The following is a 15,746-nucleotide window of genomic DNA, read 5'->3' on the forward strand; positions in this document are numbered from 1 at the left end:
CTCGCCAGCCATCGGCCCATGCCTTTCGCAATGAGGTCGTTCCTGAGCCGATTGCAGTGGTCGACCGCATCGATGCGATCGACCGCGTGATCTCGTCTCGAGAGATGTCATATCCGCACCCGCCAGATGATCGGGTGCGCCATCCCCGAGTGCATTGATCGGCTCCATCCTTTGGGATGGCTGTACCCAGTGCCGGAGGTGGCGCGCGGCCCCTGCCATGCCCTGGGGTGGTGAGCGGTTCGGGCGAGCTGGTCAACGGTATCGAATGGCGGTCGTTCCCACGGAGAGATGGAACTTCCAGCGTCCAGGCTTGTTCCGAACTGAGCCGCGTCAGTCCATTAGCATAACCGTCGTAGGGGGACCCGATGAGCAAGCCCGAGGAAACCGTTCAGCGTCCGGACACACCCCATTATGAGGACGCCACCGGCGGCTGGGGATCACTCAAGGGAGTCGGTCGCATCCTTGCCGATCAGAAGCCGTCCTTCGGCGCCTTCCGCACGCTGATGCGCCAGAACAAGCCGGGCGGGCACATGTGCACCTCCTGCGCCTGGACCAAGCCTGCGCAGCCCCACCTCTTCGAGTTCTGCGAAAACGGCGCCAAGGCGACGATCTGGGATCTCACGCGCGACCGTTGCACGCCCGACTTCTTCGCCGCACACAGCGTGACCGAGCTGCGCGGCCTGTCGGACCACGAGTTGGAGGAGACGGGGCGGCTCACCCATCCGATGCGTTACGACGCCGCTTCGGACCGCTATGTCGAGACGACCTGGGACGAGGCTTTCGAGGGGATCGGAGCGAAGCTCAGAGAACTCGACCCCAAAACGACCGTCTTCTACATGTCCGGCAAGGCCAGCCTGGAGACCGCCTATCTCTACGCGCTATTCGCGCGGCTCTACGGACACAACAACTTGCCCGACAGTTCCAACATGTGCCACGAGACCACGAGCGTGGGACTCGAAAAAGTGATTGGAATCGGAGTGGGCACCTGCGTGCTGTCGGACTTCGATCATTGCGACCTGATCCTGTTCTTCGGGCAGAACACGGGGACCAACTCGCCCCGTTTTCTCCATACGCTCAAGTCCGCGAAGGAACGCGGTTGCAAGATCGTTACCTTCAATCCGATCCGCGAGAGAGGACTCGTCGAGTTTGCGGATCCCCAGAACCCCGCCCAAATGACGGTGAAGCCCGCGACCCGAATCTCGGATATCTACCTCCAGGTCCGCCCCGGCGGCGACATCGCGGCGCTCGCGGGGATGTGTAAGCGCGTGCTGGAGCTTGACGCCGAAAGAGGAGGCGGGATTCTCGACCGGGCCTTCATCGAGGCGAACACGACAGGATTGGAAGAACTCACGGCGCGGCTCGGCGAGGTGTCCTGGGAGGAGATCGAAAGGGAATCCGGTCTGCGCCGCGAGGAGCTCGACGAGGTGGCGGAGATCTATGCCACGTCGAAGAACACGATCGGCATCTACGGGATGGGACTAACCCAGCATGTCAGGGGGTGGCTCAACCTCGCCATGCTCGTGAATCTGCTCCTGCTGCGCGGCAACATCGGACGGGAGGGGGCCGGCATCTCGCCCGTGCGAGGGCATTCCAACGTGCAGGGCCAGCGCACCGTGGGGATCACCGAGAAGCCTAAGAACGTGCCGATGGACAAGCTCAGGGAGCTCTTCGGCTTCGAGCCGCCGCAGGAAGAAGGACGCTCCACCGTAAATCTGGTCGAGGGGCTGCTCGATGGCTCCGTGCGGGGCTTCATCTCCCTGGGCGGCAATCTTGCCCGTGCGATCCCCGACCGGGAGCGCGCCGAAGAGGCCTGGCGCGGTCTCGACCTCAACGTGTATGTCGCAACCAAGCTCAACCGCTCGCACCTGCTGCCTGGACGGGCCACCTGGCTGCTGCCCTGCCTGGTGCGGGCCGAGGAAGATATGCAGGCGACAGGGCCGCAGGCAGTGACGATGGAGGACAGCCTGAGCATGATCCACGGCTCGCTGGGCAAGCGCGGTCCAGCCTCGCCGCATCTGAAGTCCGAAGTCGCTATCGTGGCGGGAATCGCCAAGGCGACGCTGCCTCCGAATCCCAAGGTGAAGTGGGACGAGTGGACGGGTGATTATGGGCAGATCCGCGACCTGATCGAGGCCACCTACCCGGATAAATTCGGTGACTTCAACGGACGGCTCTTCACGCCGGGCGGATTCTATCGGGGCAACTCCGCGCGCGACCGCGAGTGGAAGACGGAGAGCGGGAAGGCCCAGTTCACCGCACCCGAGGTGCTGACTGCCCTGGGCAAACCACCCGAGGGCGAGGAGATCACACTGATCACGCTGCGTTCCAACGACCAGTTCAACACCACGATTTATGGCTTTTCAGACCGCTTGCGGGGACTATCGGGGCCGCGCGACATTCTCCTCATCAACCCCGAGGAGATGGGGCGGCGGGGCCTCTCGGAGGGGCAAGTGGTGACCGTCGAATGTGCGGTGGAGGATGGCACCGAGCGGGTCGTGCGGGGGCTGAAAGTCGTCCCCTACGACCTTCCGGATGCTTGCGTCGCGGCCTATTATCCCGAGGCCAATCCACTGATCCCCGTAGACTATCATGACGAGTTGTCCAAGACACCCGCCTACAAGGGCGTGCCGGTTCGCATCCGTCATGATGGAGGAGATGCGTGAAGAGGCGCCGGAAGGGACCTGTTGCGGCCTAGCTCCTCCGCAGACGGCTCTGTGGCAAACATTGATGCAGGTCGAACGGGAGCTGGATGGGGCGCAGGTGCATGGTGCTGCGCTCACCTTCGGCCTGTGCGGATTGTCACCCTAGCGCATCGTGCGGCCCCGGCGGGCCGCGCAGCGAAAAGTGGACCCGGTTTTCACGAACGTGGCCCTTCGGGTCCGCGCCGAACGATGCACCACTGAAGGAGTGGAGCACCGAACGCGAGAAGTGGTAACCGATTTTGCGTGAAAAGATGCTCGGGACCATAGACTGACAGCGTCGGACACGGGTTCGATGTCACACCCGATGCTGTAGGGCATTATGGGTTTCGGTCTTTCACCTCAAAACGGCTTGATTAACTTCGCGTTAACCATAGAAACGCGAGATAAGGCGATGCGAAAGATCCATCCCGGCTTCATAGCGCTCGCCGTCCTGGCGGGACCAGCCTCCATCATCCTTGCGCACCAAAAACTTACCGACGTGCAGGAGCTCCATCGTCCGTCCGACATATCCGCCGCAATCCGGCAGGCATATTCGAAATGCACAAAAATCGAGCGGCCAACGAGGTCGCATCGGTGCGACGAATACATCAGAGCTTTCGACCACTGCGCCGCACAGCACGCTTCATGCGATCCCAGCTCGGTCTATGATGTTCTCGTCAAGTTGAACTTCGCACCCCGAGACCTCGGACCTGGACCGACGACGAAGCCGTTGTGAAACTCATCCCAATTATGCAGCATTCGTCGCCAGATGATGCCCATATCACGGGACCGCATCGCAAGGCACCAGCCGCGCACATGCAGCGGTCTTTGGTCGGCCTCCATCCCGGTCTCATCCATCCTCGGCAGCGTCCGTTACAGATCTGTCGTGCACTGTCCACCCTTTCGTTCAGGGGGAGTGCTGTCTGTCCGCCTGGTTCAGGTGCGTCCGAGTCGCTTGCATTCTCCGCATTGATTCAGCTCATCATAAAAGGTTTGACCCAATCCATGGCTCTGGGTTCCACTGAGTCCGTGATCAGGAGAAGCTGGAGTGGTCATGGTCATACCTGACGCATCGACGATCTCTGTACGGCCATCCTCGCGATGATCGGTGTCGGGTGCTGTCCGGACAGTAAAGCCATGCTCTTTGCGATTGCTCCGATTTGTTCGACGTTATCATGACAAGCGGGGAACTTATGTCAGAGTCTTTGCGCTCATTGGAGAGCGGGTCAAAGAACGGCCCACAGACCGGCGATTATCTTGATCAGGCAGAGATACGGGAAACCTACCTTGAGGAGCTTATCGCATTCTTGAGGATGCCGACTATTTCGGCGCGAGGGGACATGGAGCCGATGCAGGCCGCCGCAGATTGGCTGGTCCGGCGGCTTCAATCCCTGGGCGCGCAGACCCAGCTGCTCGAAAGCTCCGGTTTTCCCATCGTCTATGGCGAGATCAAGGGGGACAGCCCTCGCAGCATCCTGTTCTACAATCATTACGATGTGCAGCCGCCGGAACCCTACGAGGCCTGGAGCCGCGATCCCTTCGAGCCGGCGATCAGCGACGGCTACCTTTTCGCGCGGGGCTCCGACGACAACAAGGGCTCCTTGATGTCACGGATCCACGCCGTTGAATCCGTCCTCAAGGAGAGAGGTAGCCTTCCCGTAACGGTGAAATTTCTCTTCGAGGGGGAAGAAGAGTCCGGTTCTCCCAGTCTTCCAGGAACAGTCCAGCGCTATCGGGACCTTCTTGCGGCGGACGCGTGTATTTGGGAAAATGCCCGTCGCGATGATGCCGGCAATCCGAGTGTCGCCCTCGGGAACAAGGGAATGCACTCGTTCGAGTTGCGGGTTCGCACGGCCAATACGGACTCGCACTCAGGAAAGGCCAATATCTATCCCAACGCGATCTGGCGTCTGATCTGGGCGCTCGCGAGTCTGCGGAGTTCCGATGGTACTATTCTCGTCGATGGCTTCTATGACGGCGTTCCGCCTCTCTCCCCGGCCGATGAGGAGCTGTGTCGCAACACGCCGGCCAATGGAGTGGCCCAGGCGCGCAAGCTCGGCCTGACGGAGCTGATGTCGGGCAATGATAATCTCTCGGTCAATCACGCTCTCTACTACACACCGTCATTCAATATCCAGGGAATCACCGGTGGTTACACGGGTCCCGGCCATAAAACCATCATCCCTTCCGAAGCGTTTGCCCGGATCGAGTGCCGCCTGGTCGGTGACCAGGACCCGGACGACATTGCGGCGAAGATCGCTCTCCAGTTGCAAAAGAACGGCTTCGGCGATGTGGAGATCATCAGCAATAAGGCCGGGGCCTGGCCTTACCGGACAGCGGTCGACCATCCCTTCGTGCAGTTGGTGAGCCGAACCGGCGCGGAGGTCTACGGGCGGCCGGTTGTGATCATGCCGAGCTCGCCGGGAACCGGACCGCGTTACGTGTTCAAATACGTGCCGGAAATGCCGATCGTCGCGTTGGGAGTCGGGCATGCAAATAGCCGGGCTCACGCACCGAACGAGAACATCGCCATCGAGGATCAGTTCCTGACCACGAAGCATGTGGCCAGCATTCTGCGCCAGTTCGCGGGTGTGTAGACGCACGATGATATCGAGCAAAAAACTGAGAAGAGGGTCCAGAAATGAAGCGAAAGTGGTTTGCGGGCATCTCAGAGAACGATGCGCTCATCTGAGAAGGGAGCATTGGATGGAAGCCGAAAAGGGTAAATCCACGTCCCGCGTCCGAGGCCCTCGTGTCAATGCCGGGCCCGGTACGACGGAAAGCGTACGACCAAACTGGCCTCCATAAGATTAATGGCTGGTCAACGCCTGTCGGGCATCTTGCTCATGCGCCTTGAGATTGTGGATAGGGGCTGCGCAATTGAAAATGAATCCCATGAAGTGGTCGATCTGAGATGTCGGGCTGGCGAGACGAGAGAAACGAAAAGGCGCGAGCCCGATTGGAGAGGCGCCTGTCGGAGCACTTTCCTGCATGCGTTCTATCGCATGCGCACAGGCAGCCGTTGATTCCGCCCACGCAACGGCGCGCCATCGAGTCGTATTGGCGTCATCGTCCGCTTCTGGCAGATCGGTTGGCTCGGGCACTCGCGGCCAAGAGCGGGCAACCCGCTGGTTGGCAGTGGCGTCTCGGTTCCGGTAAGGAAGAGGGAGTGCCGATGTCGTTCCGGGCGCCGCCATCTCCGTACCGCGAGCCAGCCTTCTCGCTTGGACCAGGGCACTGCTGCGTCTGTGGGCAGCCTGTCTATCGATTGGGATGGCACCGCGATCTCTGGGGTGACGGCACATCCAACAAGAATGCCACTTGGCATGCCGCTTGTGTCGTCGCTTGGCAGCTCTGGACCGCGCCAGCCGATCATGTGAGAGCGCTCAAGCTGCGCCAGAACAGGAAATGCGCGACGACGGGACGTCGTCTGCTGCGAACCGCCGAGGTGGACCATCGTGTTCCGCTCTTCGCAGTCTGGTCCCAACATCGTGTGAAATCTTGGCCGGACCTGTTGGCCTTCTGGGGCGTTCCCAATCTCCAGGTCATTAATCGGGCGGCTCATGTCGAGAAATGTGCCGTAGAGGCTGCGCAGCGATCGGAACGACGGAGAGTTCCACCGAGCGACGAACCGGCTCACGGCTGACCTCTATCCTGCGCCCGAAGGGAGTGGCCGGCTTCAACGACGGTCGCGATATGGACACGTCAATCAAGGGAGTAGCGCCCGGCCATGATCCCTCCTGCCATCAGAAGATCACGGTTTCGCTCAGGGGAAAACCGGAGAGTCTAACTTTTCGTCCGGTGATCCAGAATGAGGTCTCTCAAAACAACAGCATCATTGTGCGCTTCATCGTGGGCTGAATACACCAATGTGACCGGCCCACGCCGTGCAAGGGACTGCAGCCGCTCGAGAAGGTCAGGCCTCTGGTGCACCTCCATCGCATAGCGACTGCGGAATTCCTCCCAACGCTCGGGGGCATGCCCGAACCATTTGCGAAGATCGGCGCTTGGCGCGATGTCCTTCATCCACTCATCCAGAGCGGCGGATTCTTTGGAGACCCCGCGGGGCCAAAGCCGGTCGACGAGAATACGGGTGCCATCCTGAGCAGCAGGTGGCTCATAGGCCCGCTTGAGCCTGACATTTGCAGCTGGAACCTTTGTGCTCATTTGGAACGACCTGAACGTTGCGGCGTGATCGGGGGAACATATTTTTTATGTGTCACGCGGGCCTTGTGACAACGTCCGAGCGGGTCTGGATCCTATACTCGAGAAGTTTTGCGAATGCAGGCTTGATCCGGGCAGGCAATGCAGTATTTCCCTGGAGGTTACGCATCCACGGCATCGGACGTGAAATCGAATCCGCCTCCGACGCAGTAGGTTTCCGTTTTCGAGCATCCTTTCACGAAAAGCCGGGTCCACTTTCTCGCACGATGCGCTAGCGTCCGGTTCGTCTGCTTCAGCGACATCGTTCCCGAAGTGGGGAGTATTGGCCCTCGGAGCGGAGTTGAACCGCTCGTCCAGGAGCACATCCTTGTTGCCTTTGTTCTCGCGAAGTTCGCTGCCTCCTCCGAGGTCGCTTGGCCGGCTTTGCGGGAGCGGTATTGAAAGCCAAGAAAGTGTCCTTGTCCTTACCCTCGGCACTTTTCATCGGAGATCCATCCATCTGCATGTTCACGCAACAACGACACGTGATCTCCCTTCGCGAAAAGAACCTGCACAGTTGGCTTGATCAAATCATCGTCTGAAGCGAAGATTGTCTCATGCTGAAACTCCTCCAACGCATCCGGCACTGGTTTCGCCGACAGCCTCCCGCTCGAGGGCTCACGGTGATCGAATATGAGGCCGTGTCTCTGATAGCATACGAAGGCAGGGCCGCTTACGAGCGAGCCCGCGAGCAGGCGGAGTATTGCCTCAGCCGAGGAAGCGAGGCTGGTTGCCGGTTTTGGTCCGATGTCGCCGTTGAGGTTGGCCGCCGGACAGGGATGATGAATACGAAGAAGACGAGAGAGCAGCCAAGGTGAGGAAGCCTCGTCTGCAGGAGTTCATCGGCCGTCATCTGCTGCCCCCTTGGCTGCAGGCTCGATCTAGAGCATCGGACGTGAAAAGTGGAATCCACTTTTGGGATTGAATCCGATGCTCCCTTCTTAGAGCAGCGCATCGTTCATTGCGGACCCGAAGGGCCGCGTCAGCGAATACCGGGTCCACTTTTCCGCACGATGCGCTAAGTCTTTGACGGACAATCCCTTCCCTGATCTCTGGCAGGTCGCCAGGTGCGGACGAGCCCCCTGACAGGGAACCAGCTTGAGTCTTTCGGAGCGGGAATGGAGCACCGAGGCGTCCGGACCATTCGCTCTCGTCCGTCGGCAGGGCGTGGGACTTGGCCGCCTGACGGAGTAGAAAATCATCCGAAGGACAGATCCTGTTTTTGACGTCCCGGATACTGTCACCGGTATCGGACCGTCGCGTGGAGGGACGACCTCCCGGTACGACTTCAGGTCATATCGGCTTCAGGATCCGATAGACACCGTCTTGACGCGACCCGAACCCGCCTCCTCACGGCCGGAGCGGACTCCGACGGATCAGACGAGCTCGTGTCCAGACATGACAACACTGCGTCATCAACAATCGCATTGCCCAACGGATGCCGTCCAGCCATGACGGTGCCAATGTGAGCCTGTCGCGGCTCCATCCTCCCCTCAAAAGGCGTAGCCCACCTTCAGGCCAAAATTGGTGAGCCCACGATTGTTCGAGCACAAGCCTGCATTCGAGAGGTGTTCCACGGTCGCCATCACGGTCCAGTTTTCCGTCACACGCATGCCGACCGAACCTGACTCGCGGAACAGGGCCGTACAGCCGAGTGCGTTGTGATGGTCGTCGATTGGATCGGTTTCGCCATTGTGGACAGCGCCGCCCAAGCTGCCTTCCACAAAAATGGCCGGCGTTATGTCGAAGGTCCATGTCAGGCCGGCATAGCCGAAGCTGGTGTTGCCAGCGAGGTTGAGGCTGCCTCCCACATGGATGCGGGGAATCAACGAATTGAGGACCGGGTCGGCTGCCGCGAACGGCCGAACCGACAGAATCTCACCGATCAAATTGGCCGATCCACTTTCCGGTCCAGTCGGGTCCTGCGCCGTCACGCCGAAGCGGACTTCCGAGATAAAGCTCGGGGCGGAGCGCGGCAGGGGAGGGAGCGGTGTCGCATCTTGCGGACGAAGGTCCGCCGCGCTGACGGCCGTCCCACCGGCAGTCAAAGCCAGCGCCGCAACGAGAAGCCGCTTCATGGATGCGCCCCCAACGATCTTGCACTTGCTTGTTCATACCCTATGAGGGGCATCTTCGCACGACCCGCAAAGTGGGTAGCCGATCAGAATTCGCCGGTGCTGGATCCTGGTGATAGAAGCCCGTCGAGCAGCGTGGATCTTTTGCTCCAGGCACAAGTGCCGGTGGGTCTGGGTGCAAGAAGGCTGGGGCCGCTGAGCCAATCGGGCAGGACATTCTGCCTCTCCTTGGAACATTGATTCCTAGGCCCATGCGCAGTGTTTCACGCCGCGATATCCCGATTGACGAGTATACCCGGCCGATCGAGCGCCTACCTGGAACGGGGATGAGGAGGCCACGGGAATCTCAAAACGGGACGAATCACCGCCACGCTTGAAAGTCCGCCTCTCAAGCTGACGGTCCTTTTTCAGCCTTACCCCTTGACAAGACATTCCCCAACGCTCCTGATGCGTTAATCCAATAATTTGGACGCATGTCCATAATATTGGACATACGGAGAACTAGAGGGAACATCATGACCATTTCACTTCGTGCCGGCTTGATGCTGGCCGCCGCCCTCCTCGGGTCCGCCCCTGCCCTGGCCCAGACCAGCAAGCTCGATGAGGTGCTGAAGCGTGGCACTCTCGTGCTCGGGACCGGCAGCACCAACGCGCCTTGGCATTTCAAAAGTGCGGACGACAAGCTTCAGGGCTTCGACATCGACATGGGCCGCATCATCGCGAAGGCGCTCTTCGGCGATCCCAACAAGATCGAGTTCGTGAACCAGTCCTCCGACGCGCGTATCCCGAACATCACAACGAACAAGGTCGACATCACCTGCCAGTTCATGACCGTGACGGGTGAGCGCGCGCAGCAGGTCGCCTTTACCATTCCCTATTATCGCGAAGGTGTCGGCTTGATGCTGAAGGCCGATGGCAAATATGCTGACTACGCCGCTCTCAAGGCGGCCGGCTCGTCGGTCACCGTTTCAGTTCTCCAGAACGTCTATGCCGAGCCCATGGTGCATGCTGCCTTGCCGCAAGCCACCGTGGATCAGTATGATTCCGTAGACCTGATCTATCAGGCGCTGGAATCCGGCCGTGCCGATGCAGTGGCCACCGATCAGTCGTCGCTCGCCTGGTACATGACGCAGAACCCGGGCCGCTACAAGGATGCAGGTTACGGCTGGAACCCGCAGACCTATGCCTGCGCTGTCAAGCGCGGCGATCAGGACTGGCTGAACTTCGTCAACACCGCCTTGCATGAAGCCATGACCGGCGTGGAGTTCGATACCTATGCCAAGTCCTTCAAGACCTGGTTCGGCAAGGACCTGCCCCCGCCGCAGATCGGCTTCCCGGTCGAATACAAGTAATGGCCGCGCGGAGCGGGAGTTCCTCCCGTTCCGCCAGTCTGAAAAGGGCGGTCCGCAATGGGTTATACGCTGAATTTCAGCGCCGTCTGGCGCAACTTCGATTTTCTCCTGAGCGGCCTGATGCTCAGCCTCGGCCTTGCGGTGATCTCGATCCTGATCGGGGCGGCAATCGGCCTTGTCTTGGCCTTCGCGCTGACGTCGAAGAAGCGATTGGCGGCTGCGCCCGCGCAACTCTATGTCACGGTGCTCCGCAACCTGCCGATTCTCGTCCTCGTGCTCTTCGCCTACTTCGCTCTGCCTCAGTTAGGCTTCCGGCTCGACAAGATAAAAAGCTTTGTGCTGGTGCTGTCGATCTACTCAGGCGCGTATCTGGCCGAGGTGTTTCGGGCCGGACTTCTGTCTATCCCGAAGGGCCTAACGGAAGCTGGGCTCGCGATTGGCCTGACGTCGATGCAAATCCGCACCTCCATCATAGCACCGTTGATGGTGCGCAACGTGCTACCATCCTTGTCCTCGACCGTGATCTCGCTCTTCAAGGATACGTCCCTCGCCGCTGCTATCGCCGTGCCGGAACTGACTTTTGCCGCGCGCAAGATCAATGTCGAGAGCTTCCGGGTTATCGAGACTTGGATGATCACGTCTGCGCTTTACGTCGTGACCTGTTTCCTCATCGCCGCCTTGATGCGTTTCGTCGAGCGCCGACTGGCCCTGCCGAGGTAAGCCGATGTCCCACTCGTTTTTCGATCAACTCTGGATCGCACGCTACGTCATCATGAGCGGCCTCGGCATGTCGGTATCGATCTCGCTGCTGGCCATTCTCGCAGGCTCCGTGCTCGGCGTCTTTGTCGGCATGGCGCTGGTCTATGGCGGTGTCGCGCTGCGTCTTGTGGTAAGGGCTTACACGGACATCATTCGTGGTACGCCGGTTCTCGTTCTCGTTCTCGCGAGCTACTACGTCTCCTCTGCGGTCGGCATCAATCTCGGGCCGTTCGCAGCCGGTGTCCTCGCGTTGGCGATCTTCTGCTCCTCTCATGTGGGCGAGATCGTGCGTGGTGCGCTTCAGGCTATCCCCAGGGGGCAGACGGAGGCCGCGAAGGCGATCGGCCTGACCTTCGCCCAGACCTTCACGTCGGTGCTCTGGCCACAGGCCATGCGCCAGTTTTTGCCGGCCTGGGTGAACACGGCCGCCGAGATGGTGAAGGCCTCGACGCTGTTGTCTGTCATCGGCGTCGCGGAGCTGCTGTTGCGGACCCAGGAGATCATCTCTCGCAACTTCCTGAGCCTCCAGTTCTACTTCCTGGCGGGCGCCCTCTATTTCATCGTCAACTACGGTATCGAGCGCTTCGGCAAGTATGTCGAGCGCAAGACTGCCTTGCCGTCCTGAGGAGACCGTTTCGATGGCCAAGACCATTCTCGATATCAAGGGCCTGCGCAAGACATACGGGCAGCACGAAGTCCTCAAGGGTATCGACTGTGCCGTACAGGAAGGCGAGGTCATTTCCATCATCGGCTCATCCGGCTCCGGCAAGACGACCATGCTTCGCTGCATCAACATGCTGGAGGATTTCCAGGGAGGCACGATCAAACTCGACGGCGAGGAAATCGGCTATCATGTCGAGGGCGCGACGCGCCGCCGCAAAAGCGAGAAGGAGATCGCCCGCCAACGCGCTCTGACTGGAATGGCATTCCAGCAGTTCAATCTCTTCCCTCACATGACGGCCGCAGAGAACGTCATGCTCGGGCTCATCAAGGTCAAGAAGATGGCAAAGTCCGAGGCACGAGCCATCGCCGAGACCTGGCTCGACCGGGTCGGTCTTGCCGCCCGAGTAGACCATTATCCCGGCCAACTGTCGGGCGGCCAGCAGCAACGCGTTGCGATTGCCCGTGCCATTGCCATGGCGCCGCGGTTGATGCTGTTCGACGAGGTGACCTCGGCACTCGATCCCGAACTGGTGGGCGAGGTGCTCCAGGTCATCAAGGGACTCGCCGCCGACGGCATGACCATGCTGCTCGTGACCCACGAGATGCGCTTCGCCTATGAGGTCTCGTCGCGCGTCATCTTCATGAACCAGGGTGTCATCTGCGAGGAAGGCAACCCCAGGGAAATGTTCGTGCGGCCGACAACCGAACGGCTCGCCGAGTTCCTCAAGACCTCCAGCTTCAACTAGAAAGAAAGAGAGCCCTCATGACGATCAAGCGTTACGGTGCCGGGGAAACCGGCGCGGGCGGACAGCCGCTGCCCTTCGCCCGTGCGACCGAGGCCAACGGCTGGCTTTATGTTTCCGGTCAAGTGCCGATGGAAAAAGGTGAGATCGTGCCTGGCGGCATCGTTGCCCAGACCCGCAAGGCCATCGAGAACATGATCGCGATCCTTAAGGAGGCTGGCTATGGCCTGGAGGATATCGTGCGCGTCGGCGTCTGGCTCGACGATCCGCGCGACTTCTGGAGCTTTAACGGCGTCTACACGGAATACTTCGGGGCGAACCCGCCGGCCCGTGCTTGCGTTCAGTCGCGTATGATGGTCGATTGCAAGGTGGAAATCGATTGCGTGGCCTACCGCGCCGATCGCGCCTGAGAGGAGAGCTGGAGACGAGCATGGCCGAGTCCGCAAGCGACAATGTAACCCGGCGGACCAGGGGACTGGATCGCGCTTTCGAGATCCTGGAATTCCTGCGCGTGAAGCGTCAGCCCATGCGGCCCAACGAGATCGCCGCCGAGATCGGCGCACCGCGCTCCTCGGTTTACGAACTCGTCAATCTGCTACTCGGCCATGGCATGCTTGACTATCAGGGAGGTGACGGGCGGATCTTCCTCGGCCGTCGCCTCTATTTCCTCGGCACGGCTTATGCCGAGGAGTTCGATCTCATGCGCGAATGCGCCCGCATGCTGGTCCAGCTCGCCGAGGAGACCCGCGAAACGGCGCAGATGTGCCTCCTCGAAGGCAACAAGTACACGGTCGCCATGATGCGCGAGGGGATCCGTCCGTTTCGCATATCCTCGAATGTCGGCGAGCGCGTCGCCATCCCGTGGACGGCTTCAGGGCGTCTTCTCGTCTCGCACCTTTCGGACCACGAAATCCTCGATCTCATCCCGCCGGAGGACTTTGTCCTGCCGAATGGGAGGACGTTGGATCCTGCGGATTTCATCGCCCAGGTGCGGGCTGCCACGCGGGACGGCTACTTCACCTTCAACAGCGAGGTGGAGAACTTCACCCATTGCTTCGCTGTCCCGATCTATCAGGGTGACAATACCTGCATCGCCACTCTCTGCTTGGTCGCACCGCGTGAGGACGGGTTGCGTCACCGCACCGCCTATCTCGATAGCCTGCTGAACGCGGCGCATGAGATCTCGGAAAAGCTTGGTTTTACGTCCCGTCCGAGACGCGTTTCTTCATCACGGGTTTGAGCCGAAGCGGCTTTTGCCGCAATTGTCTAGGCCATGGGTCGCTGGCCACAATGGCCTTGTTCTGCACTGATTGCCTGTTTGATTGTCGGCCGAGGACGCATCATCGGCGCATCGTGCGAAAAAGTGGCCCGATTTTTCGCACGATGCGCTCTTTCCAACGAGGAAGCATCGGATGCAATCCCAAAGTGGATTCCACTCTTCACGTCCGATACTCTAGCGCCTGATCCGGCCAACCGGCACCAGGTCAATTTGAGCTGGGTTAGGCCTATGGTCCAACATGGCCCCGTTTGCGGCATCCAAGACGAGGCCAACCGATCCGCCAGGGAGGATCGCGTTTCCAAGCATCCCCGGTGCGGCTTGGTCGGTGAGCACCGGTTTCACGAGGAGGGACACTGGTTTGTATCCTCTGGCTTGCGCGTAGGCGGTGAACTCCGCCTTTCGATTGACCTTCACGACGCACGGGGAGTGGGGACATTCGTGCCCGAGAGATGTCCAGATCCGCGCAGACGCTGGGCTGGTGGTGATAGTCACCGTCTCCTCAACCCCGCGCGTTACCGTGTTGCAGGCAGCCAGGGACAGAGCCGCCCCCGCCGCACATCCCAGAACTCTCGTTCGCATGGATCGCCATTCCCGCTCATGTGAGCTCTTACGACCTTACCCTCATCAGCAAGTAACGCTCGCGGCCAAGTTGGCCAGTGCAGCGATGATTGAGGTGAGATAGCCCTCAGCGAAGCAGATCCCGCAGTCCGAACGTGGCGCTTGCATCCTTATGGGCTTGGAGCATCGGATGCGGGAAGTTGATGTGCCCTTTTGGGATTGCACCCGATACTCCCTTCTTGGAAAGAGCGTATCGCTCTCGCGATCTGGAGCACGTGGTCCGGCTCCCCTCCCGTATATCGATAGAGAAGCGGGACGCGGCTCTCCCCGGATAGGAGCCTGCGCACCTATCCGAGGCTGTTCGTTCGCATTTCCCATGGCTGCTGATTGGAATCCAGGTCCTGCGGGCGGGAGGGCTGAGGGGGCACGGGATGCTGCTCAATCCTCATCGAGGCTGTTACGGTGAAGATTCGCTGGTTCTCTTCGTCCCGGACGGTGATGACGACGTCGCCGGTATCGCCCTTCGCCTGCTTGTTCCGGCCAAGCTCGCCGGCTGATTGTACAGCCCCGCGCAAGGCGGTATCCAAGTCCTTGAACTCGGTGCCCTCGTCATCGCGCACGAAGAGCATCCCATCGTGGATATCGAAGTAGTAGCGGGCCAAAATGCTCTTCTCGCGTTTTATGGATCCAGGCGGTCTAAAGTTCGTGGAAGAGGTCTGCTGGTGATCCTCCCGAAATACCTATCGTCGTGGCGGTACCTTGCCACACGCGGGGTTCGGGAAGCCGCGGCGCAGATCATCCTTGGGGATTTAGACGGCGATGGCTCATCGGTCCTCTATCCCTTCAATCTTCTTTGCCTGGATTAATCAGTGGATGGATCGGCTCTGCCTGCTTGCCCCTGCGATCATTTCGACAGCCGTCGCCAGCTCTTGCTCATCGAACTCAAAGAGCCCGCAGCTATCGATGACGGAGCGATCCGCTTGCGAGTAGACCTCCATCCAGAACAACGGCATGTCAGGGGGCAAATCACGCGCCGGAACTTCGGTCAGCCGTATCTCGAGGTGGCCGAGCCGGGTCACGGACACGGTCCGGGAGCCGCCCGTGTCCTGTTCCGTGCAGGCAAGCTGCACATAGGCCCGGATGATCCGCTGCTCGATCTCGTCCGCATCCATCATCGCCGTTGAGGTATTCGTAGGCTCAAAATGCCGCAGGTTCATTTGGCTCTTCTCCAAAGGCTGTCCGTTCCCTGGGACACGTGAGGCTGCTCATCGCTTCTTTCGCTCGATGAGTGCCCTCTCAAGCCGGGCAACGGCCCTCCAGGGATTGGCCGCGCGCTTCAGATTCGACGAAGTGCCATCGCTGTCCTGGCCAGGCCGAGCGCCATCGCTCGCGGCCTGCTACGGGACGCGGCGGACATCCTCCTGGACCGAAAG

General features: G+C 60.3%; 13 protein-coding genes. 9 read left to right on the forward strand and 4 right to left on the reverse strand.

Features of this window, described 5'->3' with window-relative positions; genetic code table 11:
• Window positions 1-365: 365 nt before the first annotated feature.
• From AB8841_RS00170 to AB8841_RS00180, 3 genes are all read left to right on the forward strand, one after another.
• Window positions 366-2,663: an FdhF/YdeP family oxidoreductase gene (locus AB8841_RS00170; protein WP_370433869.1), complete on the forward strand. Its 2,298-nt coding sequence runs from the start codon at window positions 366-368 to the stop codon at window positions 2,661-2,663.
• 1,211 nt (window positions 2,664-3,874) lie between these two features.
• Window positions 3,875-5,278, forward strand: coding sequence for a M20/M25/M40 family metallo-hydrolase (locus AB8841_RS00175; RefSeq protein ID WP_370433870.1), 1,404 nt, complete (start codon window positions 3,875-3,877; stop codon window positions 5,276-5,278).
• A 317-nt stretch (window positions 5,279-5,595) separates the two neighbouring features.
• A complete protein-coding gene (locus tag AB8841_RS00180; protein WP_370433871.1) occupies window positions 5,596-6,327 on the forward strand; it encodes a hypothetical protein in 732 nt (243 codons plus the stop codon).
• A 140-nt stretch (window positions 6,328-6,467) separates the two neighbouring features.
• Here AB8841_RS00180 and AB8841_RS00185 read toward each other — a convergent pair whose 3' ends face one another.
• Entirely contained in the window at window positions 6,468-6,848 is a 381-nt protein-coding gene (locus AB8841_RS00185; RefSeq protein ID WP_370433872.1) for a DUF488 domain-containing protein, read from the reverse strand.
• 1,529 nt (window positions 6,849-8,377) lie between these two features.
• Window positions 8,378-8,962 carry an acyloxyacyl hydrolase gene (locus tag AB8841_RS00190; protein ID WP_370433873.1) on the reverse strand — a complete coding sequence of 195 codons (585 nt, stop codon included), beginning with the start codon at window positions 8,960-8,962 and terminating at the stop codon, window positions 8,378-8,380.
• 512 nt (window positions 8,963-9,474) lie between these two features.
• Between AB8841_RS00190 and AB8841_RS00195 the strand changes: the two genes are divergently transcribed.
• From AB8841_RS00195 to AB8841_RS00220, 6 genes are read left to right on the forward strand one after another with little or no spacing between them, the layout of a single operon-like run.
• Window positions 9,475-10,311 carry a transporter substrate-binding domain-containing protein gene (locus tag AB8841_RS00195; protein WP_370433874.1) on the forward strand — a complete coding sequence of 279 codons (837 nt, stop codon included), beginning with the start codon at window positions 9,475-9,477 and terminating at the stop codon, window positions 10,309-10,311.
• A 57-nt stretch (window positions 10,312-10,368) separates the two neighbouring features.
• Entirely contained in the window at window positions 10,369-11,031 is a 663-nt protein-coding gene (locus tag AB8841_RS00200) for an amino acid ABC transporter permease (RefSeq protein WP_370433875.1), read from the forward strand.
• 4 nt (window positions 11,032-11,035) lie between these two features.
• A complete protein-coding gene (locus tag AB8841_RS00205) occupies window positions 11,036-11,695 on the forward strand; it encodes an amino acid ABC transporter permease (protein ID WP_370433876.1) in 660 nt (219 codons plus the stop codon).
• Window positions 11,696-11,708: 13 nt separating this feature from the next.
• Window positions 11,709-12,479 carry an amino acid ABC transporter ATP-binding protein gene (locus AB8841_RS00210; protein ID WP_370433877.1) on the forward strand — a complete coding sequence of 257 codons (771 nt, stop codon included), beginning with the start codon at window positions 11,709-11,711 and terminating at the stop codon, window positions 12,477-12,479.
• A 17-nt stretch (window positions 12,480-12,496) separates the two neighbouring features.
• Window positions 12,497-12,886 carry a RidA family protein gene (locus AB8841_RS00215; RefSeq protein WP_370433878.1) on the forward strand — a complete coding sequence of 130 codons (390 nt, stop codon included), beginning with the start codon at window positions 12,497-12,499 and terminating at the stop codon, window positions 12,884-12,886.
• A gap of 20 nt (window positions 12,887-12,906) precedes the next feature.
• Window positions 12,907-13,716, forward strand: coding sequence for an IclR family transcriptional regulator (locus AB8841_RS00220; RefSeq protein WP_370433879.1), 810 nt, complete (start codon window positions 12,907-12,909; stop codon window positions 13,714-13,716).
• Window positions 13,717-14,660: 944 nt separating this feature from the next.
• Here AB8841_RS00220 and AB8841_RS00225 read toward each other — a convergent pair.
• The gene (locus AB8841_RS00225; RefSeq protein ID WP_370433880.1) at window positions 14,661-14,975 is read right to left on the reverse strand and encodes a hypothetical protein; all 315 of its coding nucleotides are present in this window, start codon (window positions 14,973-14,975) and stop codon (window positions 14,661-14,663) included.
• Window positions 14,976-15,179: 204 nt separating this feature from the next.
• Window positions 15,180-15,530 (reverse strand): hypothetical protein, encoded by a 351-nt coding sequence (locus tag AB8841_RS00230; protein WP_370433881.1) that lies wholly within the window; start codon window positions 15,528-15,530, stop codon window positions 15,180-15,182.
• Window positions 15,531-15,746 lie beyond the last annotated feature (216 nt).

Source organism: Microvirga sp. TS319, from assembly GCF_041276405.1.
In the GTDB taxonomy this organism is placed as follows: Bacteria; Pseudomonadota; Alphaproteobacteria; order Rhizobiales; family Beijerinckiaceae; genus Microvirga.

What these genes read in the sequence shown, in the direction of transcription:
- AB8841_RS00170 (WP_370433869.1), top strand. Translation starts at nt 366, where the DNA reads ATGAGCAAGCCCGAGGAAACCGTTCAGCGTCCGGACACACCCCATTAT.
- AB8841_RS00175 (WP_370433870.1), top strand. Translation starts at nt 3,875, where the DNA reads ATGTCAGAGTCTTTGCGCTCATTGGAGAGCGGGTCAAAGAACGGCCCA.
- AB8841_RS00180 (WP_370433871.1), top strand. Translation starts at nt 5,596, where the DNA reads ATGTCGGGCTGGCGAGACGAGAGAAACGAAAAGGCGCGAGCCCGATTG.
- AB8841_RS00185 (WP_370433872.1), bottom strand. Translation starts at nt 6,848, where the DNA reads ATGAGCACAAAGGTTCCAGCTGCAAATGTCAGGCTCAAGCGGGCCTAT.
- AB8841_RS00190 (WP_370433873.1), bottom strand. Translation starts at nt 8,962, where the DNA reads ATGAAGCGGCTTCTCGTTGCGGCGCTGGCTTTGACTGCCGGTGGGACG.
- AB8841_RS00195 (WP_370433874.1), top strand. Translation starts at nt 9,475, where the DNA reads ATGACCATTTCACTTCGTGCCGGCTTGATGCTGGCCGCCGCCCTCCTC.
- AB8841_RS00200 (WP_370433875.1), top strand. Translation starts at nt 10,369, where the DNA reads ATGGGTTATACGCTGAATTTCAGCGCCGTCTGGCGCAACTTCGATTTT.
- AB8841_RS00205 (WP_370433876.1), top strand. Translation starts at nt 11,036, where the DNA reads ATGTCCCACTCGTTTTTCGATCAACTCTGGATCGCACGCTACGTCATC.
- AB8841_RS00210 (WP_370433877.1), top strand. Translation starts at nt 11,709, where the DNA reads ATGGCCAAGACCATTCTCGATATCAAGGGCCTGCGCAAGACATACGGG.
- AB8841_RS00215 (WP_370433878.1), top strand. Translation starts at nt 12,497, where the DNA reads ATGACGATCAAGCGTTACGGTGCCGGGGAAACCGGCGCGGGCGGACAG.
- AB8841_RS00220 (WP_370433879.1), top strand. Translation starts at nt 12,907, where the DNA reads ATGGCCGAGTCCGCAAGCGACAATGTAACCCGGCGGACCAGGGGACTG.
- AB8841_RS00230 (WP_370433881.1), bottom strand. Translation starts at nt 15,530, where the DNA reads ATGAACCTGCGGCATTTTGAGCCTACGAATACCTCAACGGCGATGATG.